Annotated in this window: 21 protein-coding genes and 2 tRNA genes; 16 read left to right on the top strand and 7 right to left on the bottom strand. The window is 73.5% G+C overall.

What is annotated here, in order from left to right:
• Window position 1 precedes the first annotated feature (1 nt).
• The 5 genes from ACZ5HG_RS12405 to dnaG all read left to right on the top strand — a co-directional run bounded on the left by ACZ5HG_RS12405 (window position 2) and on the right by dnaG (window position 7983).
• Entirely contained in the window at window positions 2-1855 is a 1854-nt protein-coding gene (locus tag ACZ5HG_RS12405) for a glycoside hydrolase family 13 protein (RefSeq protein WP_464176681.1), read from the top strand.
• On the top strand, window positions 1852-2724 hold the full coding sequence (locus ACZ5HG_RS12400; RefSeq protein WP_464176679.1) for an AAC(3) family N-acetyltransferase: 873 nt from the start codon (window positions 1852-1854) through the stop codon (window positions 2722-2724). The genes ACZ5HG_RS12405 and ACZ5HG_RS12400 overlap by 4 nt, the downstream gene beginning before the upstream one ends.
• A gap of 10 nt (window positions 2725-2734) precedes the next feature.
• The gene (locus ACZ5HG_RS12395) at window positions 2735-4012 is read left to right on the top strand and encodes a deoxyguanosinetriphosphate triphosphohydrolase (protein ID WP_464176677.1); all 1278 of its coding nucleotides are present in this window, start codon (window positions 2735-2737) and stop codon (window positions 4010-4012) included.
• Window positions 4013-4191: 179 nt separating this feature from the next.
• A complete protein-coding gene (locus tag ACZ5HG_RS12390) occupies window positions 4192-5814 on the top strand; it encodes a methyl-accepting chemotaxis protein (RefSeq protein ID WP_464176675.1) in 1623 nt (540 codons plus the stop codon).
• A gap of 84 nt (window positions 5815-5898) precedes the next feature.
• Window positions 5899-7983 carry a DNA primase gene (dnaG, locus tag ACZ5HG_RS12385; protein WP_464176673.1) on the top strand — a complete coding sequence of 695 codons (2085 nt, stop codon included), beginning with the start codon at window positions 5899-5901 and terminating at the stop codon, window positions 7981-7983.
• A gap of 13 nt (window positions 7984-7996) precedes the next feature.
• Here dnaG and ACZ5HG_RS12380 read toward each other — a convergent pair whose 3' ends face one another.
• Together ACZ5HG_RS12380 and ACZ5HG_RS12375 are read right to left on the bottom strand one after the other, a co-directional pair.
• Window positions 7997-8512 carry a DinB family protein gene (locus ACZ5HG_RS12380; protein WP_464176671.1) on the bottom strand — a complete coding sequence of 172 codons (516 nt, stop codon included), beginning with the start codon at window positions 8510-8512 and terminating at the stop codon, window positions 7997-7999.
• Window positions 8513-8595: 83 nt separating this feature from the next.
• A complete protein-coding gene (locus tag ACZ5HG_RS12375; RefSeq protein ID WP_464176669.1) occupies window positions 8596-9393 on the bottom strand; it encodes a transglutaminase-like domain-containing protein in 798 nt (265 codons plus the stop codon).
• Between the two features lie 303 nt (window positions 9394-9696).
• Here ACZ5HG_RS12375 and ACZ5HG_RS12370 point away from each other — a divergent pair, with 303 nt between their 5' ends.
• Window positions 9697-9900, top strand: coding sequence for a cold-shock protein (locus ACZ5HG_RS12370; protein ID WP_464176667.1), 204 nt, complete (start codon window positions 9697-9699; stop codon window positions 9898-9900).
• 94 nt (window positions 9901-9994) lie between these two features.
• On the opposite strand, the gene ACZ5HG_RS12365 is transcribed toward ACZ5HG_RS12370, so the two are convergent.
• A complete protein-coding gene (locus tag ACZ5HG_RS12365) occupies window positions 9995-11083 on the bottom strand; it encodes a fatty acid desaturase family protein (RefSeq protein ID WP_464176665.1) in 1089 nt (362 codons plus the stop codon).
• A gap of 227 nt (window positions 11084-11310) precedes the next feature.
• On the opposite strand from ACZ5HG_RS12365, the gene ACZ5HG_RS12360 reads away from it, so the two are divergent.
• Complete coding sequence (locus ACZ5HG_RS12360) at window positions 11311-11544, top strand: hypothetical protein (RefSeq protein WP_464176662.1); 234 nt, start codon at window positions 11311-11313, stop codon at window positions 11542-11544.
• A 35-nt stretch (window positions 11545-11579) separates the two neighbouring features.
• Here ACZ5HG_RS12360 and ACZ5HG_RS12355 read toward each other — a convergent pair.
• Window positions 11580-11653: transfer RNA gene (locus tag ACZ5HG_RS12355), tRNA-Ile, on the bottom strand.
• A 75-nt stretch (window positions 11654-11728) separates the two neighbouring features.
• Between ACZ5HG_RS12355 and ACZ5HG_RS12350 the strand changes: the two genes are divergently transcribed.
• The 3 genes from ACZ5HG_RS12350 to ACZ5HG_RS12340 all read left to right on the top strand — a co-directional run bounded on the left by ACZ5HG_RS12350 (window position 11729) and on the right by ACZ5HG_RS12340 (window position 13046).
• A complete protein-coding gene (locus ACZ5HG_RS12350; protein ID WP_464176660.1) occupies window positions 11729-12244 on the top strand; it encodes a hypothetical protein in 516 nt (171 codons plus the stop codon).
• 64 nt (window positions 12245-12308) lie between these two features.
• Window positions 12309-12381 (top strand) — tRNA-Asn (locus ACZ5HG_RS12345).
• A gap of 305 nt (window positions 12382-12686) precedes the next feature.
• Complete coding sequence (locus ACZ5HG_RS12340) at window positions 12687-13046, top strand: hypothetical protein (protein ID WP_464176658.1); 360 nt, start codon at window positions 12687-12689, stop codon at window positions 13044-13046.
• A 37-nt stretch (window positions 13047-13083) separates the two neighbouring features.
• Here the strand turns inward: ACZ5HG_RS12340 and ACZ5HG_RS12335 are convergent, their stop codons facing one another.
• Complete coding sequence (locus tag ACZ5HG_RS12335) at window positions 13084-13974, bottom strand: MurR/RpiR family transcriptional regulator (protein ID WP_464176656.1); 891 nt, start codon at window positions 13972-13974, stop codon at window positions 13084-13086.
• Window positions 13975-14088: 114 nt separating this feature from the next.
• On the opposite strand from ACZ5HG_RS12335, the gene murQ reads away from it, so the two are divergent.
• Genes murQ through ACZ5HG_RS12320 form a run of 3 tightly spaced genes read left to right on the top strand, consistent with a single transcriptional unit; the run spans window position 14089 to window position 17496 of the window.
• The gene (gene murQ / locus ACZ5HG_RS12330) at window positions 14089-14994 is read left to right on the top strand and encodes an N-acetylmuramic acid 6-phosphate etherase (RefSeq protein ID WP_464176654.1); all 906 of its coding nucleotides are present in this window, start codon (window positions 14089-14091) and stop codon (window positions 14992-14994) included.
• Window positions 14995-15007: 13 nt separating this feature from the next.
• A complete protein-coding gene (locus tag ACZ5HG_RS12325; protein ID WP_464176652.1) occupies window positions 15008-16456 on the top strand; it encodes a PTS transporter subunit EIIC in 1449 nt (482 codons plus the stop codon).
• A complete protein-coding gene (locus ACZ5HG_RS12320; RefSeq protein WP_464176650.1) occupies window positions 16456-17496 on the top strand; it encodes a MupG family TIM beta-alpha barrel fold protein in 1041 nt (346 codons plus the stop codon). Before ACZ5HG_RS12325 ends, ACZ5HG_RS12320 begins: the two co-directional genes overlap by 1 nt.
• Window positions 17497-17563: 67 nt before the next feature.
• Here the strand turns inward: ACZ5HG_RS12320 and ACZ5HG_RS12315 are convergent, their stop codons facing one another.
• The gene (locus tag ACZ5HG_RS12315; RefSeq protein WP_464176648.1) at window positions 17564-18742 is read right to left on the bottom strand and encodes an RtcB family protein; all 1179 of its coding nucleotides are present in this window, start codon (window positions 18740-18742) and stop codon (window positions 17564-17566) included.
• Window positions 18743-18805: 63 nt separating this feature from the next.
• Here ACZ5HG_RS12315 and ACZ5HG_RS12310 point away from each other — a divergent pair, with 63 nt between their 5' ends.
• Together ACZ5HG_RS12310 and ACZ5HG_RS12305 are read left to right on the top strand one after the other, a co-directional pair.
• Window positions 18806-19219 (top strand): hypothetical protein, encoded by a 414-nt coding sequence (locus tag ACZ5HG_RS12310; protein WP_464176646.1) that lies wholly within the window; start codon window positions 18806-18808, stop codon window positions 19217-19219.
• A gap of 146 nt (window positions 19220-19365) precedes the next feature.
• Entirely contained in the window at window positions 19366-20001 is a 636-nt protein-coding gene (locus tag ACZ5HG_RS12305; RefSeq protein ID WP_464176644.1) for a hypothetical protein, read from the top strand.
• 6 nt (window positions 20002-20007) lie between these two features.
• Here ACZ5HG_RS12305 and ACZ5HG_RS12300 read toward each other — a convergent pair whose 3' ends face one another.
• Complete coding sequence (locus ACZ5HG_RS12300; protein ID WP_464176642.1) at window positions 20008-20625, bottom strand: dihydrofolate reductase family protein; 618 nt, start codon at window positions 20623-20625, stop codon at window positions 20008-20010.
• Window positions 20626-20847: 222 nt separating this feature from the next.
• Here ACZ5HG_RS12300 and ACZ5HG_RS12295 point away from each other — a divergent pair, with 222 nt between their 5' ends.
• A complete protein-coding gene (locus ACZ5HG_RS12295; RefSeq protein ID WP_464176640.1) occupies window positions 20848-21120 on the top strand; it encodes a hypothetical protein in 273 nt (90 codons plus the stop codon).
• Window positions 21121-21129 lie beyond the last annotated feature (9 nt).

The following is a 21129-nucleotide window of genomic DNA, read 5'->3' as shown; positions in this document are numbered from 1 at the left end:
CATGACCTCGACGCCCCACCTGCTGGACGTCCCGCACCACGACGGCTCCGAGCAGTTCACCCCGCAGGGCGTCCCCGCCCTCGGCGACGTGGTGCCGGTGCGGCTGCGGGTGCCCGCCTCGACCCCCGAGGACGCGGTGTGGGTGCGCACCGTGAAGGACGCCGAGCCGTACATGGTGCAGGCCCGGCTGGACCGCACCGAGGGCGACGAGCGCTGGTACGTCGCCGACGTGCCGGTGCACAACCCGGTGACCTCCTACCGCTGGCTGCTGGACCAGCCGGGCGGCTACCGCTGGCTCACCGGCCGCGGGTCCTTCGACCGCGACGTCACCGACGCCGGGGACTTCCGGCTCACCGTGCACCCGGGGGCGCCGTCCTGGCTGTCCGAGGCGGTGGTCTACCAGATCTTCCCGGACCGCTTCGCCCGCTCCGGCCCGGCGCCCGCCGACCGCACCGACCTGCCGGACTGGGCGGTGCCCGCCGCCTGGGAGGACGAGCCGGTGGGTCGTGGCCCGCTCACGCCGGTGCAGTACTACGGCGGCGACCTGCCCGGCGTCGAGCAGCGCCTGGACCACCTCCAGCGGCTCGGCGTCGACACGGTCTACCTGACGCCGGTGTTCCCCTCCCGGTCCAACCACCGCTACGACGCCACCACCTTCGACCACGTCGACCCGCTGCTCGGCGGGGACGCAGCGCTGGCCTCCCTCGGCAAGGCGCTGCACGCCCGCGGGATGCGGCTGGTCGGCGACCTCACCACCAACCACACCGGCGTCGCCCACGAGTGGTTCGAGCGCGCGGCGGGGGACCCGGGCGCCGCCGAGCGGGACTTCTACTACTGGGACTCCTCCGAGCGTGGCTACGCGGCGTGGCTGGACGTGCCTTCGCTGCCCAAGCTGTCCTACCGCTCCGCCGAGCTCGCCCGCCGGCTGGTCGACGGCCCCGACTCGGTGATCGCCCGCTGGCTGGCCGAGCCCTACGCGCTGGACGGCTGGCGGATCGATGTCGCCAACATGACCGGCCGGTTCGGCGGGGACGACTTCGCCCACCAGGTCGCGCGCGCGGTGCGCTCCACGATCGCCGCCGCCAACCCCGACGCCGTGCTGGTCAGCGAGCACTTCCACGACGCCGGCGGGGACCTGACCGGCGCCGGCTGGCAGGCGAACATGAACTACGGCGCCTTCACCAAGCCGGTGTGGACCTGGCTGGTCGACCCGGCGACCACGCTGGACTTCCTCGGCATCCCCACCACGATCCCGCGCCGCACCGGGCCCTCGGTGGTCGCGACGATGCGCGAGTTCGACTCCACCGTGCCCTGGCGGGTGACCCGCTCGCAGTGGAACATGCTCGGCTCGCACGACACCCCGCGGCTGCGCACCGTGGTCGGCAGCCGGGACCTGGTCGAGGTCGCCGCCGGCCTGCTCTTCACCTACCCCGGCACGCCGGCGATGTTCGCCGGCGACGAGGGCGGGCTGACCGGCTGGAACGGCGAGAACGGGCGGGTGCCGATGCCCTGGCAGGACATCGACGCCGGGGGAGGGCCGCGCTGGGACGCCGCCACCTTCGACCTGTACCGCCGGCTGATCGCGCTGCGCCGGTCCTCCCGGGCGCTGCGCGAGGGCGGCCTGCGCTGGGCCGTCGTGCAGGACGACGCCGTGGCCTACCTGCGCGAGACCGCCGACGAGACGGTGCTGGTGCTCGCCTCGCGCGCGCCGTGGGCGGGGGCCGTGCTCCCGTCGCGGATCCTCGGGGCGGACGCCCCGGCGAACCTGTACGGCGGGGCCGCGCTGCGGGTGGACGCCGCCGGGGTGCACCTGCCGGGCGACGGGCCGGGTGTGCAGGTGTGGCGGCTCGCATGACCGGGTCGGGGGTGGCCGGGCCCGGGGCGGCAGGGTCCGAGGTCGACGGGGACGAGGTCGTCACCGTCGACCGGATGGTCGCGGACCTGCGCGCCCTCGGCGTGCGCCCCGGCGGCGTGCTGCTGGCCCACGTGAGCCTGTCCCGGATCGGCCGGGTGGTCGGCGGAGCGCCCGCGGTGGTGCTGGCGCTGGAGCAGGCGGTCGGTCCGGACGGCACGGTGGTGATGCCGGTGCAGAGCTGGCAGCTGTGCGACCCCGCGTACCTGGCCGACCCGGCCGTGCCCCCGGCGAGCTGGGAGGCGATCCGCCGGACGCTGCCGCCCTACGACCCGGCGTGGACGCCGAGCCGGTCGATGGGCGCGGTGGCGGAGGCGCTGCGCACCCGGCCCGGCACCCGCCGGTCGGCGCACCCGCACCGGTCCTTCGCCGCCCGCGGCCGGCTCGCCGAGGAGATCGTCGCCCGGCACGACCTGGACGACCCGGTGGGCGAGGGGTCGCCGCTCGCGGCGGTGCACCGGCGGGACGGCCAGGTGCTGCTGCTCGGGGTCGACCACGACAAGAACACCTCGCTGCACCTGGCCGAGGCCCGCTCGGGGCTGCCGGTGCACCGGGTGCCGAACGGGGCACCGGTGCTGGCCGACGGCCGCCGGACCTGGGTGACCTTCACCGAGCCCGTCGTGGACGACGCCGACTTCCTCGCCCTCGGCCGCGACCTGGCGACGACCGGCGCCGAGCGGCACGGCCTGGTCGGTCGCGCACCGGCGCGGCTGGTGGACCAGCGGGTGCTGGTGGCCTTCGCGGCGTCCTGGTTCGCCCGCACCCGACCCGCAGGTCGGCCGGCGCACGAGCAGGAGGTGGCCCGCGACTAGGCTGGACGTCGTGACCAGCGAGCAGCCCGACGGCTACGTCGACGCCGACCGGGAGCGCTGGGTCCCCGAGGCCCCCAAGTCCCAGGCGCGCACGCCCTTCGAGCGGGACCGCGCGCGGATCGTGCACTCCTCGGCGCTGCGCCGGCTCGGCGCCAAGACCCAGGTGCTCGGACCGTCCAGCGACGACTTCGTCCGCACCCGCCTGACGCACACCCTGGAGGTTGCGCAGGTCGGCCGCGAGCTCGGCAAGGTGCTCGGCTGCGACCCGGACGTGGTGGACACCGCCTGCCTGGCGCACGACCTCGGCCACCCGCCCTTCGGCCACAACGGCGAGCGCGCGCTGGCTGACCTCAGCGAGGACATCGGCGGCTTCGAGGGCAACGCGCAGACCCTGCGCCTGCTCACCCGCCTGGAGCCCAAGGTCACCGCGCCGGACGGCTCCGCGGTCGGGCTCAACCTCACCCGGGCCAGCCTGGACGCCTCGGTCAAGTACCCGTGGGGCGCCGGCGAGGGCCCGGTCGACGCCGCCTCCGGCCGGCCCACCCACAAGTTCGGCGTCTACGCCGACGACCTGCCGGTGTTCACCTGGCTGCGCGACGGCGCGCCAGCGGGCCGCAAGTGCCTGGAGGCGCAGGTCATGGACCTCGCCGACGACATCTCCTACTCGGTGCACGACGTCGAGGACGGGGTGGTCGGCGGACGGATCTCGCTGGAGGTGCTGACCGTCCCCGAGGAGCGCTCCGGCATCGCGGCGTCGATCCGCACCTGGTACGGCGACGCGATCGACGCCGTCGACCTGGGGGCCGCGATGGACCGCCTGGTGGGCGCCGAGCTGTGGCGGCCGCGCTTCGACGGCTCCCGCGGGGCGCTCGCGGCGCTCAAGGACACCACCAGCCAGCTGATCGGCCGCTTCGCCCGCGCGGCGCAGGTCGCCACCCGCGAGCGCTACGGCCCCGGGCCGCTCACCCGGTACGGCGCCGACCTGATCGTCCCCGAGGAGACCGTCGCCGAGATCCTGGTGCTCAAGGGCCTCGCCGTGTCCTACGTGATGGCCCCGCGCGAGCTGGAGCCGCTGTACCAGCGCCAGCAGGACCTGCTGGCCGACCTGGTGCGGGTGCTCAGCGACCGCGCGCCGATCGCGCTGGAGCCGCCGTTCGCCGCCGACTGGCACGCCGCCGCGGACGACGCCGCCCGGCTGCGGGTCGTGGTGGACCAGGTCGCCTCGCTCACCGACGTCTCCGCCGCCGCCTGGCACGCCCGGCTCGCGCCGCCGCCGCGACTGTTCTGACCCGGGCGGCTGGGTGCTAGCACCCACCCGAGCCCCGGGATCACGCGGATCTCACCCGGTGATCGGCCCCCCGACCGCTCACGGCGGAGCGCCCCCGGTCGATCTGGGTCCTACGTCCTAGGAAGTCGGGTCCCGCGTCGCGGCCGGCAGGGGGAGGACGGACCGACAGGAGATCCGCCGTGCCCGCTGCCCCCTCACGCCTCAGCCGTTCCGGCTGGCGTCTGCCGCTGGCCACCCAGATCATCGGGGTGGCTGCCATCGCGACGCTGTTCGCCGCCGGTGTCGGCGCGTTCGCTGCCGTCCAGATGACCCAGATCAAGCAGGCCACCGCCGACATGGCCGCCGCCGACGCGTCCGTCAACGGTGCGCTGTCCGAGTTCCAGGCCGCGCTGTGGACGGTGCGGATGAACGCCGGCATGGTCGCCGCCTACCCCGACGCCGAGGGCAAGGCCGCGCAGGACGACGCTCTGGAGGCCGGCTACGCCGCCGTCGAGTCCACCGCCGCCGCCCTGGAGGCTGCGTACACCGAGGCCTTCGACCGCGCCCCCGGCGGCTGGGACGAGTTCGGTACTGCGTGGACCGAGTACCGCGACGTGCTGGACACCGAGCTGATCCCCGCCGCGCTCGCGGACGACCGGGTGGCCTACGCGCAGATCCGCGACGAGGGCGGCGCCGGTGAGAAGGGCCGCGCCCTGGTCGCCAGCATCGCCACCGTGCAGCAGGAGATCGCCGAGACCATCGCCGAGGAGTCGGACCAGGTCGCCGACCGCGCCGCCCAGGCGATCACCGTGACGATCATCGGCCTGGCGATCGGTGGTGCCGCCGCGATCGTGGTGGCTGTCGTGGTCGCCCGCCGGATCCGCCGGGCCGCCGACGCCGTGCGCACCTCGCTGGTCGCGATGGCCGACGGCGACCTGACCGTCGAGGCGCACGCGACCTCCCGCGACGAGATCGGCGACATGGCGCGCGCCCTGTCCTCCGCGCAGACCGCGCTGCGGCAGACCATCGGCAACGTCCGGGGCTCCGCGCAGGCCGTGGCCGCCGCCGCCGAGGAGCTGTCCGCCGCGTCCTCGCAGGTCGCGTCCTCCTCGAACGAGACCTCGACGCAGGCCGGTGTGGTCGCCGCCGCCGCCGAGCAGGTGTCGCGCAACGTGCAGACCGTCGCCGCCGGTGCCGAGCAGATGGGCGCCTCGATCCGGGAGATCGCGCAGAACTCCTCGCAGGCGGCCAAGGTCGCCGGCCAGGCCACCGAGGTCGCGCACGTCACGAACGACCAGGTCGCGCGCCTCGGCGTCTCCAGCCAGGAGATCGGCAACGTGGTCAAGGCGATCACCGCCATCGCCGAGCAGACCAACCTCCTCGCCCTGAACGCCACGATCGAGGCGGCGCGTGCCGGTGAGGCCGGCAAGGGCTTCGCCGTCGTCGCCGGTGAGGTCAAGGAGCTGGCGCAGGAGACCGCCAAGGCGACCGAGGACATCGCGCGGCGCGTCGAGGCGATCCAGGCCGACACCGGTGGTGCGGTCACCGCGATCGGGGAGATCTCCCAGATCATCGCCTCGATCAACGACTACCAGCTGACGATCGCCTCCGCCGTCGAGGAGCAGACCGCCACCACCAACGAGATGTCCCGCTCCGTCGCCGAGGCCGCCACCGGCTCCGGGGAGATCGCGGTCAACATCACCGGAGTCGCCTCCGCGGCCGCCAGCCAGTCCGACGTGCTCGGCCAGGTCGGCCAGTCGGTGGTCGAGCTCGCGCAGCTCTCCTCCGACCTCGACGCCCAGGTCGCCCGCTTCCGGTACTGACGCCCCACCGGGAGATGCCCCGGGGTCCACCGTCACCAGGCGGCGGGCCCCGGGGCACACTCGTGCTGGCCCTAGGATCATCGGGTGGCAGGTCGGATCCGGCGGGAGGACGTGGAGGCGGTCCGCGAGCGCGCCCGGATCGAGGACATCGTCGGCGAGCACGTCACGCTGAAGACCGCGGGCGTCGGCTCCATGAAGGGCCTGTGCCCCTTCCACGACGAGCGCTCCCCGTCGTTCCACGTCCGCCCGCACGTCGGCCTCTACCACTGCTTCGGCTGCGGCGAGGGCGGCGACGTCATCGACTTCGTGCAGAAGATCGACGGGCTGCCGTTCACCGAGGCCGTCGAGTACCTGGCCGGCCGGGTCGGCGTCCAGCTCCGCTACGAGGACGGCGGCGCCCCGCGCCCCGGCTACGAGCCCGGCAAGCGCCAGCGCCTGCTGGAGGCGCACCGGGTCGCCGCCGAGTACTTCGTCGAGCAGCTGCTCACCCCCGGCGCCGCCACCGCGCGCACCTTCCTCGCCGAGCGCGGCTTCGACCGCGCCGCCGCCGCGCAGTTCGGCATCGGCTACGCCCCTCAGGGCTGGGACCACCTGCTGCGCCACCTGCGCGGACGCTCCTTCACCGAGGCCGAGCTCACCGCCTCCGGCCTGATGAGCCAGGGCAACCGTGGCCTGTACGACCGGTTCCGCGGCCGGCTGATCTGGCCGATCCGCGAGGTCACCGGCGACACCATCGGCTTCGGCGCCCGCCGGCTGTTCGAGGACGACCAGGGGCCCAAGTACCTCAACACCCCGGAGACCCCGCTCTACAAGAAGTCCCAGGTGCTCTACGGCATCGACCTCGCCAAGCGGGAGATCGCCAAGAACAAGCAGGTCGTCGTGGTCGAGGGCTACACCGACGTGATGGCCATGCACCTGTCCGGCGTCGGCACCGCCGTCGCCACCTGCGGCACCGCCTTCGGCTCCGACCACGCCCGGATCGTGCGCCGGTTGATGGGTGCCTCCGGCGGGTCCTCCGGCGTGCAGCTCGCCTCCGGCGCCAGCGTCGGCGGCGAGGTCGTGTTCACCTTCGACGGCGACGCCGCCGGGCAGAAGGCCGCCATGCGCGCCTTCGGCGAGGACCAGGCGTTCTCCGCGCAGACCTTCGTGGCCGTCGCCGACGGCGGCATGGACCCCTGCGACCTGCGCCAGGCCCAGGGCCCCGACGCCGTGCGCGCGCTGGTGCGCACCCGCAAGCCGCTGTTCGAGTTCGTCATCCAGACCACGCTGTCCGGCTTCGACCTGCACACCGCCGAGGGCCGCGTCGGCGCCCTGCGCGCGGCGGCCCCCGTGGTCGCCGGGATCCGGGACACCGCGCTGCGGCCGGAGTACGCGCGGATGCTCGCCGGGTGGCTCGGGATGGACCTCGACCCCGTCGGGCGCGCGGTGCAGGCCGCGGTGCGCTCCGGTGCGGGGCGCGGTGGCGGTGCGGGCGCAGCGCGCGGGGGAGACGTGCGCGGCGACGGCCGGTCGGCCGGTGCGCGGGGGCGTGACGGCGGGGCTGGCGATCGTGGACGCGGCCCCGGTGATCGGGGCTACGACGGCGGCCCGGGCGATCGTGGACGTGACGGCGGGCCCGGCGGGCACGACCCCCGGGAGACCATCGCCCTGCCCGAGCCGCGGATGACCCTGCCCGACCCCCGCGACCCGGTCACCGCCACCGAGCGCCGCGCCCTGGAGGCCGTGCTCCAGCTGCCCGAGCTGGTGCCCGTGGAGTTCGACGACCTCGACGGCGACTCCTTCACCGCCCCCGCCTACCGCGCCGTGCACGCCGCCGTCCGCGCCGCCGGAGGTGCCGCCGCCGCGCGTGCCCTGGTGGCCTCCGGTGCGCCGGGCGCCTCGCTGTCCTGGGTCGAGCAGGTCCGCGAGCAGGCGGCGGCCCCCGTCGAGGGCCTGATCACCCGGCTCGCGGTCGCCCCGCTGCCCGAGGACCGGCCCGACGTGCTGCCCACCTACGTGCGCGGGCTGGTGATGGCCCTGGTCGAGATGGGCATGACCCGGCAGATCGCCGATCTCAAGGGCCGGCTGCAACGCATGGACCCCACCGGCGACCCCGAGGGGTACCGCGCGGTGGTCGGCGAGCTGATGGCCCAGGAGAGCCGCAAGCGCGCCCTCCGCGAGAGCGCCTGACCGCCCGCGGGCCTCAGCAGCCTGCGGCCGCCACGATGCGGCGGACGTCCCACAGGTGGTGCAGCACGTCGTGGGCGTTGTTGCGCGCCACGTCCTCGGCGCGCTGCGGCCCCCGGGTCGCGTGGTCGAGCACCACACCGGCCTCCAGCGCCGCCTCCACCGCGTCCGTCCAGCCCGGCACCACCCGGCGCAGCGCCGCGATGGCCGCCCCCACCGTGGCGTTCTCGTAGTCGCGGGCCGCGGCGAGCGCGTCGGGGTCGTAGCCGCGGGTCGCGTCGCGTCCGTCCAGCCGGGCGGAGTCCAGCCGGTACGCCCACGCCTCCAGGTTGTCGGCCACGTGCCGCAGGTATCCGGCCGTCGACCAGGTGAGCCCGGGCAGGCGCAGCGGGCGCGGGGCGATCACCAGGGCCGCCGCGAACCGGCCCGGCGCCTCGCCGACCGCGCGCACCGCCGCCCGCGGCGTCAGGTCCCAGGTGTACCCGCACTCTCGGCACGGGTCCCCGTACAGCGCAGCGCCCCACAGCTCCATGCCGGGAACGCTACCCGTCCGCCGAGCGCGTCGTCGCTGGTCGCGGGGGTCGCGCGCGTCGCGGCCGCGCGCCCGTGCCGGGCTCAGCCCAGCACCACGGGCGCGTCGCGGTCCTCCACCGGCAGGTCCCCGTCGATCGTCGCCGTCACGCCGAGCGTGCGCAGCAGCAGATCACCCCGGTAGCTGGACAGGAACGCCGTGTCTGTCGCGTCCCGCCCGGTCGCGATCCGCAGCATCGACGCGCGCGGTGCCAGGTGCGTCGCGTCCACCACCTGCCACCCGCCGTCCACGTAGGCCTCCACGACCGCGTGGAAGTCCATCGGGGCCAGCCCGGGCGCGTACACCGCCGCCAGCCGTGCCGGCACGTCCCGCGCCCGCAGCAGGGCGATCACCAGGTGCGCGAAGTCCCGGCACACCCCGCGCCGCTTGAGCAGCGTGTCCGTCGCCCCGTCGGTCGGCAGGCTCGACCCCGACAGGTACACCAGGTGCCCGTGCACCCACGCGACCACCGCCTGCACCAGATCGGCACCGGTCAGCCCGCGGAACTGGTCGCCCGCGAACGCCAGCAGCCGGTCCGAGTCGGCGTACCGGCTCGGCCGCAGGTACTCGATCAGGTCCTGCTCGCGCACCGGCGGCGGAACGTCCCGGCCGGTCACCGTCGCCCGGTAGCGCACCACCAGGTCGCCCGCGTCGCTGCGCACCCGGTGCAGCCGCGTCCCGTGGTCGCCGGCGACCTCCGTGACCTCCAGCGGCTCGCCGTCCCGGGTGACCGTCAGCTCTTCGGCCACCTCGTAGGCCCCGGTGGCGACCGACACCGCGAGGATCAGGGTGGCGGGGGAGCCGACCTGGGCGGACAGGTGGGCGGTGACGGTGCGCAGCACGGACGTCCTTCGCGAGCGGGGAGGATGCGGGCCGGAGCGGTCGTGCGCCGGGGCGAGAGCAGTGTGCTGCCTGCGGTCCCCGGACGCCAGAGCGGTGACCCTCCGGGGCTGCGCCGTGAGCGGATCGGTGCCCGGGACCTCCCGAATGTCGCACGGATGGGCTACCTTGTGCGGGTAGTCGCTGTGTTTCGTATGTCTTGCCTTGGCTCCTGCGCTCGCGCGCTCGGAGGGGGCGGTGGACGAACCGCCGTGATTCACCGGTCCCGGAAACTCGGGACCGTCCCCGACCGTAAGGAGTTCACCATGGCTACTGGCACCGTGAAGTGGTTCAACGCTGAGAAGGGCTTCGGCTTCATCGCCCCCGACGGCGACGGCCCGGACGTCTTCGCCCACTACTCGGCGATCCAGTCCGACGGCTACCGCTCGCTCGACGAGGGCCAGAAGGTCCAGTTCGACGTGCAGCAGGGCCCGAAGGGCCCGCAGGCCGCGAACATCCAGGCCATCTGAGCATCTCGCTCTCGGCTTGAACTGAGCGAAGCCCCCCACGACCTGGTCGTGGGGGGCTTCGTCGTGCCCAGGGTGTGCCGCCGGCGGGTGCGTGTCAGACCGGCCGGTACTGGTTCACCATCGGGCAGTCGAACGGGTCGCGGGCGGCCAGGCCGACCCGGTTGAGGTACTGCACGACGATCCCGTACGAGCGCAGCAGCGTCGTCTCGGTGTACGGCACGCCGTGGGTGCGGCAGTGCTCGCGCACCAGCTCGCGCGCCCGGGCCAGGTGCGGACGCGGCATGCTCGGGAACAGGTGGTGCTCGATCTGGTAGTTCAGCCCGCCCATCAGCGTGCTCATCGGCGTGCCGCCGGAGATGTTGCGGCTGGTCAGCACCTGCTTGGACAGGAAGTCGATCCGGCTGCCCTCCGGCACCACCGCCATGCCCTTGTGGTTCGGCGCGAACGACGCGCCCATGTACACGCCGAACACCGCGAGCTGCACGCCGAGGAACGCGAACGCCATCCCGAGCGGCAGCAGCCACAGCACCAGTGCCACGTACACCGACAGTCGGGCGATCAGCACCGTCAGCTCCCACGTGCGCGAGCGGCCGCGGTCGTCACGGACCAGCGAGCGGATCGACGTCACGTGCAGGTTCAGGCCCTCCAGCGTCAGCAGCGGGAAGAACGCCCAGCCCTGGATCTTCGTCAGCCAGCGCAGCCCGCGCCGCTGCCGGCGGGCGTCGTCCTCCAGGAACACGATCGTGTCCGGGGCGATGTCCGGGTCCTTGCCGATCTGGTTCGGGTTCGCGTGGTGCCGCGAGTGCTTCGACATCCACCACGAGTGGCTGATCCCGACCACCCCGTTCGCCAGCACCCGGCCCAGGCGGTCGTTCGCCCGCCCCGAGGTGAACACCTGCCGGTGCGAGGCCTCGTGCGCCACGAACGCGACCTGCGTCAGCACGATCCCCAGCGCCCCGGCGATCAGCAGCTGGAACCACGAGTGCCCCAGCAGCACGAACCCGGCCACCAGCCCCGCCAGCGCCAGCCCCAGCACGCTGATCAGGACGATGTAGAACCCCCGCGTGCGCTCCAGGAGCCCGGCCTCGCGCACCAGCCGTGACAGCGCCTGGTAGGACCCGGTGGCGGCTGTCTGGCGCGGGCGTGGCCCGCCCTGCTCGAGCGTGGACGAGGGTACGGTCACGGGACGCCTCCGGAACGTCGGGTCGGCTTCCCAGCCACGGCATGAGCGCTCGCTCGACGTTCGGATGCCGGTCAGCGTAACCCGGGGGTCGGCGGCCCGACCCGGTGCGGCGCGTGCGGTTCGTGTGAAGGTCTGCGGGCGCGAGCCGGCGGTCGGCTCGACGTGCGCCCGCCCGGGCACGCTCCTAGCCTCGGACGACGTCCGAGCACATCGATCCAGGGGGACAGATGAGGAAGCGACTCGTCGGCGCCGGGGCCACCGTGGCCCTGCTCGTCGGCATCGGGATGGCGTCCGCACCGGCAGCGACCGCTGCGACGTCGTCGGTCGGGCCGTTCGCGACCCGCGGTGCGTGCATGACCGAGCGGACCCTGTACTACAAGGAGGGCTACTCGCACCTGGGGGACTGCGTGCTCCAGGCCGACGGGTGGCGGTTCACGCTCAACGTCCTCGTCCCCGACTGAGCGGTGCTCCGGACGCGGCACGACATCGTGCGAAGTAGGCCAGGTGGGGCTTGAACCCACGACCGACGGATTATGAGTCCGCTGCTCTGACCGGCTGAGCTACTGGCCCTCGACGCGCGCCAGGCTACCGCTCGCCGACGTCCGGCGTGACGGACCTCCCAGGTCGGCGGACTACCGTGGGCACGTGCCGATCTTCCGCCGCCGCCCCGCGCTGCCCGCCGCCGTCCGCCAGTCCCTCGCGCTGGTGACGGGGGACCGGGTGCTCGCCTCCGCCGCGCTGACCGACGGCCGCTGGGTCGTCGCGACCCGGCGTGCCCTGCACCTCGCGCCCGTCGACGGCGGCGACGTCGAGCGCACCCCGTGGGCGGACGTGGACCGGGCGTCCTTCGACCCGGAGACCACCACGATCACGGTCTACCGGGTCACCGGGGCCGTCGAGACGCTCGCGCTGACCCCGCCGGTGCCGGTCACCTTCGCGCAGACGCTGCGCGAGCGGGTGCAGTCCTCGGTGGTGCACGTGGAGACGGTCACGGTCCCGCGCGGCGGCAAGGTCCGGGTGGCGCTGCGTCGCGGTGACGACGGCGAGCTGTTCACGCAGGTCATCGGCTCGGGGCTGGTGGACCTGACCGACCCGGAGGTCGCCCGTGTGATCGACCAGGCCGAGGAGCAGGTGCGCGCGGCGGCGGGTCTGCGTCCCTGAGCGTCCGTGCGGGTGAGGGTGTGCGGAGCACCGCCTGAGGGCTGCTAGGCTTCTTCCCGCACGATCCCTTGTAGCTCAATTGGCAGAGCATCCGACTGTTAATCGGACGGTTACTGGTTCGAGTCCAGTCAAGGGAGCCGAGCGAGACGGCCCGCCATCTGCACCATCGCAGACGGCGGGCCGTTCGTGTTTCCTCGTGGTGCACACAGAGGTGCACACATCCCGCCACGCGCCTCCTCGGTCGGTTCCGCGCGCACCTGCGGGCCGCCGTCCCGCCCCGCGACGGCGAGCGCGTCCAGTTCCGCGTTCCTGGGCACGACGGCCCCCGCGGGCCTCCCGTCGTGGGCGCATGAACTCGCCACGCGCGATGGGCGTGGCGTGGGACCATCCGCGGAGCAGGTCCCGGTGCAGCAGCGCCGGCCATATCGCGTAGGGGGAGAACATGGACTGGAAGCCGCAGAAGTCATCCGGGCTCCTCGGGTGGGGCATCGCCCTGCTGATCCTCGGTCAGATCGCGTACAACGTCGGCCAGCGGCAGGCGATCGAGGCCGCGCTGAGCACGGGCTGGAGCACTCCGGACGACGGCACCGCGTGGACCGTCATCGGGATCATCGGAACCGTGGTCGGGCTGCTCTGCCTGATCGCGGGGATCGTCTACCTCGCGCAGTCGGTCGACTACCTCGCGCGGCGCGAACACGCCCGGTCGATGATCGACAGCACTGCGGATGCGTCGGGTCTCTCGCAGGAAGCCCGGGATGCCGCGGCGCGGGGGCAGGAGATCATCGACTCCGACGACGACTGAGCGCCGATCTGCCGGAGAGCGTCCGCCTTCGCCCCGCCTACGTCGCCGGCGGCCAGGGGAGGTGCTGCGGGTCCACCGCCGCCCGCGTGGCGCGCAGCGCCCCGTCGAGGTCGTCGAACCGCAGCTGCGCGACCCGCATGAACAGGAAGTCGACCACCGCGAGCTGAGCCATCCGGCTGGCGAGGGCGGCGGCGCGCAGGGTGGCCTCGCGGGCGGGGGTCCGGAGCACGGCCTGCGCCGCGAGGCCGAGCGGGGAGGCGGCGTCGTTGGTGACCGCGACGGTGAGGGCGCCGGCGCGGCCGGCCACCTCGAGGGAGCGCAGCACGTCGAGGGTGCCGCCGCTGAACGAGAACGCGATGGCGGTGGTGCGCTGGTCGGCGAGCGCCGCGTGGGTGAGCTGCACGTGGGTGTCCGGCGAGGACAGGCACATCAGGCCGATCCGTTGCAGCTTCTGGGCCAGGTCGGTGGCGGCCAGGCCGGATGCGCCGACGCCGAAGACGACGACGTGGTGACCTTCGGCGATGCTGCGTGCGACCCGCTCCAGGGCGTCGAGGTCGAGGGTGCGGGCGGTCTGCTCGATGGTCCGGGCCTCGTGGAACGCGACCTTGGTGACCATGTCGGCCAGCGTGTCCGAGGCGTTGAGCCGTCCCTCGGCGATGTCGGAGCGCTCGAGCTCGACGGCGCGCCGGGAGAGGTCCTGCGTGAGGCGGGTCCGCAGGGCGGGGAAGCCGGGGAAGCCGAGGGTCTTGGCCACCCGCACCACCGACGCGCGGGAGGTGCCGGAGCGCTCGGCGAGGGTGGAGACGGTGGCGCTGAGCGCGGCCTCGGGGTCGTCCAGCAGGGCGTGGGCGACCCGCGCCTCGGCGGGGCCGAGCCGGGGCAGGGCTGCCCGGATCGCCTCTAGGGCATCTCCCGCGCTGTCCTGCATGGAACTCCCTCTCGATCCGGCCGGCTCAGTCTGGCACACGCCGATGGCACGATGTTTGACATGACGCTCTGATGATGGAACGTTGTTTCACGCACCGCGAACGAAGGAGTTGTCGTGCCCGACCTGAGCGCCTTGACCACCGAGGCCAGCAATCCGCAGACCGCGCAGCTCGACGCCATGTCGGTCGAGGACCTGCTCACGGTGATGAACGCGGAGGACCGCCGGGTCCCCGAGGCCGTCGCCAGCCAGATCCCGCAGATCGCCCGGGCGGTCGACCTCGCGGTGGCGGCGCTGCGATCCGGGGGACGGCTGGTCTACCTGGGCGCCGGCACCAGCGGGCGGCTGGGGGTGCTGGACGCGGCCGAGTGCCCGCCGACCTTCGGCACCGACCCCTCGACCGTGGTGGGGCTGCTCGCCGGGGGTGAGGGCGCGATGTTCCGGGCCGTCGAGGGCGCCGAGGACGACGCGGCGCTCGGCGCGGCCGACCTGGCGGCGATCGGGCTGACCGATCGGGACGTCGTGGTCGGGCTGGCCGCCTCGGGGCGCACGCCCTACGTGATCGGCGGCCTCGACCACGCCACGGAGGTCGGCGCGCGCACCGTCGCGGTCGCCTGCAACCCCGGCTCCGAGGTCACCCGGCACGCGCAGGTCGCGATCGAGCTGGACAACGGCCCCGAGGTGCTCACCGGATCGACCCGGCTGAAGGCGGGCACCAGCCAGAAGCTCGTGCTGAACATGATCTCGACCGCCACCATGGTCGGCCTGGGGAAGGTCTACCGGAACCTCATGGTCGACGTGCGGCCCACCAACGAGAAGCTGCTCGCCCGCGCGGTCCGGATCGTGCGGGACGCCACCGGCTGCGACGAGCCCACCGCCAGCGCCGAGCTGGCCGCCGCCGACCAGCACGCGAAGACCGCGATCGTCGCGATCCTGTGCGGCCTCGACGCCGATCAGGCCCGGGAGCGGCTCGTGGCCGCCGACGGGTTCGTCCGCACCGCCGTCACCGGCACCACCGACTGAGAGAGGACGCACCGTGGACTACCCCCGGCTGAGCGCCGACATCCTGCCCCTGGTGGGCGGCGTCGCCAACATCGACTCCTTCACCAACTGCATGACCCGCCTGCGGGTGAACGTGCGCGACCAGTCCCTGGTGGACGGCGACGCGCTCAAGGCACTGGACGGCGTGCTCGGCGTGGTCACCGGCGAGCAGGTGCAGATCGTGGTCGGCCCCGGGCACGCCCAGCGGCTGCGCGACGCCTTCGCGGTGACCAGCGAGCAGGCTCCGGACGCGCCGGTCGACGGGCCCGACGACGACACCGATGCCGCCGCCGACCTGCGGACGCTGGAGCAGGCGAACAAGCAGAAGGTGAAGTCACGTCAGACCACCGGCGTGCACGCGCTGTTCCGGCACATCGGGAACATCTTCATCCCGATCATCCCGGGCTTCATCGCCTGCGGCCTGGTCGTCGCCATCGCGAACGTGTGGAAGCTGATCGACCCGGACGTGGTGGCCAACCCCTGGTACCTGGCGTTCGCGGCCCTCGGCGGGATCGTGGTCGGCGCGCTGAACCTGCTGGTCGGCCACAACACCGCCAAGGAGTTCGGCGGCACGCCGGTGCTCGGCCTGATCGCGGGCGGCGTGTCCTACCTGCCGGCGCTGGCCGGGATCCCCGCGGGGGACGGGACCGACGCCCAGCCGCTGTCGCTGCCGCTGTTCGGCGACCTGCGACCGGCGCTCGGCGGTGTGATCGGCGTGATCGCGACCGCGTGGGTGTTCACCGTGATCGAGAAGCAGGTCCGCCGCCGGGTGCCGGCCGCCGCCGACCTGTTCGTGGTGCCGGTGGTCACGCTGCTGGTCGGCGCGACCCTCTGCGTGCTGGTGATCATGCCGCTGTCGGCGCTGCTCATGCAGGGCATCGACTGGCTGCTGATCGACTTCGCGCTCGAGCGCGGCGGGATCTTCGGCGGGTACCTGCTGGCCTCGCTGTTCCTGCCGCTGGTGATGCTCGGGATCCACCAGGGCCTGACCCCGCTGCACGCCCAGCTGATCACCGACCACGGCTACACCGAGCTGCTCCCGGTGCTGGCGATGGCCGGCGCGGCCGAGGTCGGCATGGCGATCGCGATCTACGTGAAGACCCGCAGCCCGCGCCTGCGCGGCATCATCCGCGCCGCGCTGCCGATCGGTGTGATGGGCGTCGGGGAGCCGCTGATCTACGGCGTCTCGCTGCCGCTGTTCTACCCGCTGATCACGGCCTGCCTCGGCGGCGGGTTCGGCGGGGCGTTCATCGCCTTCGGCATGCAGGTCACCGACGGCTTCGGCGCCGGGGCGCTCGGCCTGTCCGGCGTGCTGATGACCGCGGTGATCACCAACGGGCAGTGGCTCTGGTACGTCGGCGGCCTGCTGATCTCCTACGTCATGGGCTTCACGCTGACCTACCTGTTCGGCTTCAAGGAGCACATGGTCGAGAGGCTCGGCTGATGCTGCACTCGCTCTACCCGACGGATCCGCCGGAGGTGCGCGACGCGGTGGTCGAGCAGGCGGTGCGCCGCGGGGACGAGCTGGTGTTCACCTCGCTGCACCTGCCCGAGCACGACCGGCTCGCCGAGCACGGCGCCCTGCTGCGGGACCTGCACCGGATGCACGGCACCACCTTCTGCGGCGACATCTCCCCGCTGGCCCTGGAGCGCCTCGGCGGCGGGGATGAGGCCCTGGACCGGCTGCGCGACTGGGGGATCGCCGTGCTGCGGATCGACTTCGGGCTCGACCCGGAGCAGATCCGCTGGATCGCCGAGCGGACCGGCGCCCGGATCGCGGTGAACGCCAGCACGGTCACGGCCGCCGAGCTCGACGCGCTCGACGGTCTGCCGCTGGTCGGCTGGCAAAACTACTACCCGCGACCGGAGACCGGGCTGTCGACGGCCACCTACCGCGCGCAGGACGACCTGTGCCGCGAGCGCGGGCTGCCGCTGTACGCGTTCGTGCCGGGGGAGACGACGTTCCGTGCGCCGCTGGGGCTCGGCCTGCCGATGCTGGAGGAGCAGCGCGGTCGCACGGTGTGGCGCAACGCCCTCCAGATCCGGCGGCTCAGCCCCGGCAGCACCCTGGTCTGCGCCGAGGGCGTCGTCGCCGAGGAGCACCTGGACTGGATCGAGCACGTCGAGCGCACCGGCGAGATCACCGTGCCGCTGACCGGGGCCGACCCCGCGGCGCGGTTCCTGCTGGACGGGACGTGGCCGCTGCGGGTGGACGCCGCCGAGGTGTCGTTCCGCCTGGAGGGCACCCGGTCCGACCGCACCCCGGCGCGGCTGCTGAACGCCGACCTGCGCGCCCGCGGCAGCGTGCAGATGGACCTGCCGGACGCCGGGCGGTACCAGGGCGAGGTGCACCTGATGCGGGTCGACCGCCCGCTGCACCCGTGGCAGGCGCGCGTGGCGGACGTCGCGGCGCCGTACGTCGGGATCGTGGACGACCTGCTGCCGGGGCAGATCCTGCGGTTCGTGGCGTCCGGCGCGGCGTAGGCGGCCACGCCCCCGGTGCGGGCCCCGCGCGACCCCGGCCGGAGCCGGGGCCGCGCGGGCGTCCGCGTCAGTCGCCCTTCACGTTGACGATCTGCCGGAGCACGTGCCGCACCTCCACCAGGTCGGCGGCATCGGCCATCACCTGGTCGATGTCCTTGTACGCCGCCGGGATCTCGTCGATGAACGCGTCGGTGTCCCGGTACTCGATCCCGGCCATCGCCTCGCGCAGCTGCTCGTGGGTGAACAGCCGGCGCGCCGCGGACCGCGAGTGGTTCCGTCCGGCCCCGTGCGGGCTGGAGCACAGGGACAGCGGGTCGCCCTTGCCGACGACGACATAGGACGCGGTGCCCATCGATCCGGGGATCAGCCCCGGCTCGCCGACGCCGGCCCGGATCGCGCCCTTGCGGGAGACCCAGACGTCCTTCTTGAAGTGCTTCTCCTGCTCGGTGAAGTTGTGGTGGCAGTTGACGCGCTCGGCCTCCACCACCGGCTCGCCCATGTGCGCGGAGATCGCGGCGACGACGCGGTCCATCATCTCCTCGCGGTTGGCGGCGGCGAAGTCCTGCGCCCAGCGCAGCTCGCGGATGTACGCCCAGGACTCGTCGGTGCCCTCGACCAGGTAGGCGAGGTCGGGATCGGGCAGCGTGATCCACCACCGGCGGCACAGGTCCGCGGCGACGGCGATGTGGTGCAGCGCGATCTTGTTGCCGACGCCCCGGGACCCGGAGTGCAGGAACAGCCACACCGCGCCGGTCTCGTCCACCGACACCTCGATGAAGTGGTTGCCGGACCCGAGCGAGCCGAGCTGCATCCGCCAGCTGCCGGCGTAGGAGTCGGGGGAGAACCCTGCGCGCTCGGCCTTCTGCTCGAGCACGGCGACGCGGGCGGCGGCGGTGTCGGTCAGGGCGGTGTTGTAGCTGCCGGCGGACACCGGCACCGCGCCCTCGATCGCCTCGCGCAGCGGGGTCAGCGGCCCGGCGGCCCGGACCTGCTCCTCGGTCCACTGCGTGCGCACGGCGATCATGCCGCAGCCGATGTCCACGCCCACCGCGGCGGGGATGATCGCGCCGAGGGTGGGGATCACCGAGCCGACGGTCGCACCCTTGCCGAGGTGCGCGTCGGGCATCAGGGCCAGGTGCGGGTAGATGAACGGCATGGTCGAGGTGCGCACGGCCTGCTCGCGGGTGTTCTCCTCCAGGATGGAGGCCCAGGAGATCAGGTGCTTGCTCAGGTGCGTGCGGGTCATGACGAGGATGATGTCGGCCGGCGGGGGACCGGGGCACGGGGTTTTTCGACGTCAGGGGCGGGCATGGGCAGGTTCAGGATCGATCCGGTGCACCTGGTCGACGTGCTGGTCTACGTCGTCGTGCTCAACCTGGCGGCCGAGCACGCACCCCGGGTGATCACCGAGTCCTTCACCGCGTCGCTGCTGGTCGCGCTGCTGCTCAAGGGTGTGCTGGAGGTCGTGCTGCACGCGAAGCACTGGGCGCGCCGACGGCTCGCGGCGGCCACCACGCCGGTCGGCCGGGTGGTCGGCGTGCTGACCCTCGCGGTGGTGCTGCCCGGATCGAAGGTGCTCGTGCTGGAGGCGGTGGCGCTGGTGTTCGGCGACGCGGTGAGCCTCGGCGGGTTCTGGTCGGTGACCGTGCTGATCGTCACGCTGCTGCTCGCGCGGCTGGGCGTACGGCGGCTGCTGCGGCCGGCACCAGGATCCGGGGACTGACCGGTACCGCGAGGACGTTCCGCGCGACAGCCTGTGCCGCCCAGCCGACAGGTTGTGCCCGATCGCGCTGCACGGCCCGCGGCGTCGGGTTCCCTGGACGGACCGCCCGGGACGATCCGGGCCGGACCGTCAAGGAGGACCTCCGCATGTTCCGTCGCACCCGCGCCGCCTGGCAGCGGTTCGCCGAGAAGCGTCCGGCCGTCGCGCAGTTCATCGTGTTCACCCTGCTCAGCCAGGGGATCACCGTGCTCCAGCTCGCGATGATGCCGCTGGTCAAGTGGCTGTTCGGCATGACGTCGCTGGTGGACACCTCGTTCCAGGTGCTCGGCACCGGCACCAACGCGGACGGCAGCACCTTCTACATCTTCGACTACGCGGCGGGCGCGCTGCCGGCCGGCGGCGGTGGGCTGGCGTACTTCCTGGCGGTGCAGATCACGCTGCTGATCGCGCAGGTGATCAACTTCTTCGCGCAGCGCAACGTCGCCTTCAAGTCGAACTCCAACGTGTGGCGCGCGGCCACCTGGTACGCCATCGCGTACGTGATCATCACGTTCATCGCGGCCTGGTTGCAGGGCTTCTACAAGGCGCCGATCTACACCTGGATGATCGACCGCTGGGGCGCCACCGGTGAGACCGGCGCCGACGTGGTGACGATGATCATCAACGCGATGATCTCGTTCTTCGTCTTCTTCCCGATCTTCAAGGTCATCTTCAAGCGCGAGGACGAGGACGAGGACGACGAGGCGGGCACCGCGCCGGAGCGCGAGCCGGTCACCGTCTGACGGAGGTCACTCCCCGGCGTGCGGGACCTTGTCGGTGACGTCCTCGTAGGCCTTCGCCGCGGGCGGCGCGTCGGGGGCGTAGATCAGCCGCACCACGCCGGTCGGGAACGCCTCCGAGCGCAGCAGCCGCAGCGGGTAGATCGGCGTGCCCTCGTCGAACAGCCGCTCGCCCTGCCGGGCCGCCACCGGGTGCACCAGCAGGCGCAGCTCGTCCAGCAGTCCGGCGGCCAGCAGCTGACGGACCACCGAGATCGACCCGGGGATCAGGATCTTCGCCACGCCCGGCTCGGCGGACAGGGCGCGCACGGCCTCGACCAGGTCGCCGTCGATCTTCTCGGCGTTCCGCCAGCCGAGGTCCTGCGCGCCGCGGGTGGCGACCACCTTGCGGGTGTCGCCGAGCTGGGCGGCGTAGGTCGCGTCCTCGCCGCCGGCGGCCTCGCGCTCCGGCCACGCGCCGGCGAAGGAGTCGTAGGTGACCCGGCCGAGCAGCAGCACGTCGACGTCGGTGTAGTCCTCGGTGACGGCGGCGCCCATGTGCTCGTCGAAGTACGGGAAGTGCCAGGCGGGGTCGATCTCGACCACGCCGTCGAGCGAGCTGAACAGGGTGGAGACGATCGTCGCCATCGGGGCCTCCGGTGCTCGGGGTGTCGCGGCTGGTCCGCGCACGCCGGGACCGACCGGCGTCGGGACGATCCGACCGCATCCCCGCCCCGCGCGCGAGCCGGACCGCACCGCGCATGCACGGCCACCGGGTCGGCGCAGCCGCCGGAAGTCCTGCATCCGCGCAGATCACGGCCGATAGGAAAGAACCGGGGGCACCGCAGCACCACAGACGTGAGGACGACCATGCAGCAGACCACGGGGACGACCGTCCCGAACCGCGAGGCCGCCACGGCCGCCCCGGGCGCACCGGAGCGCCCCGCGGTGCTCGACCTGCCGCTGCCCGTCGGCGCCGCACCCGCCGGGACCCCGATCTTCGACGCGCTGCTCGCCCAGCGCCGCACCACCTTCGCCCTGGCGACCCGCGCGGAGCGTGCGCCGACGAGCGGTCTGCCGACCCAGAAGGACCAGCCCGCGCCGACGACGGCGCAGCCGGTGAAGGCCGACGCCGCGCGCTGACCCCTCGGC

Source organism: Cellulomonas sp. GTC20042, from assembly GCF_055389595.1.
Note: the sequence above shows the minus strand (reverse complement) of the source record. Positions and strands in the feature narration are given on the sequence as shown.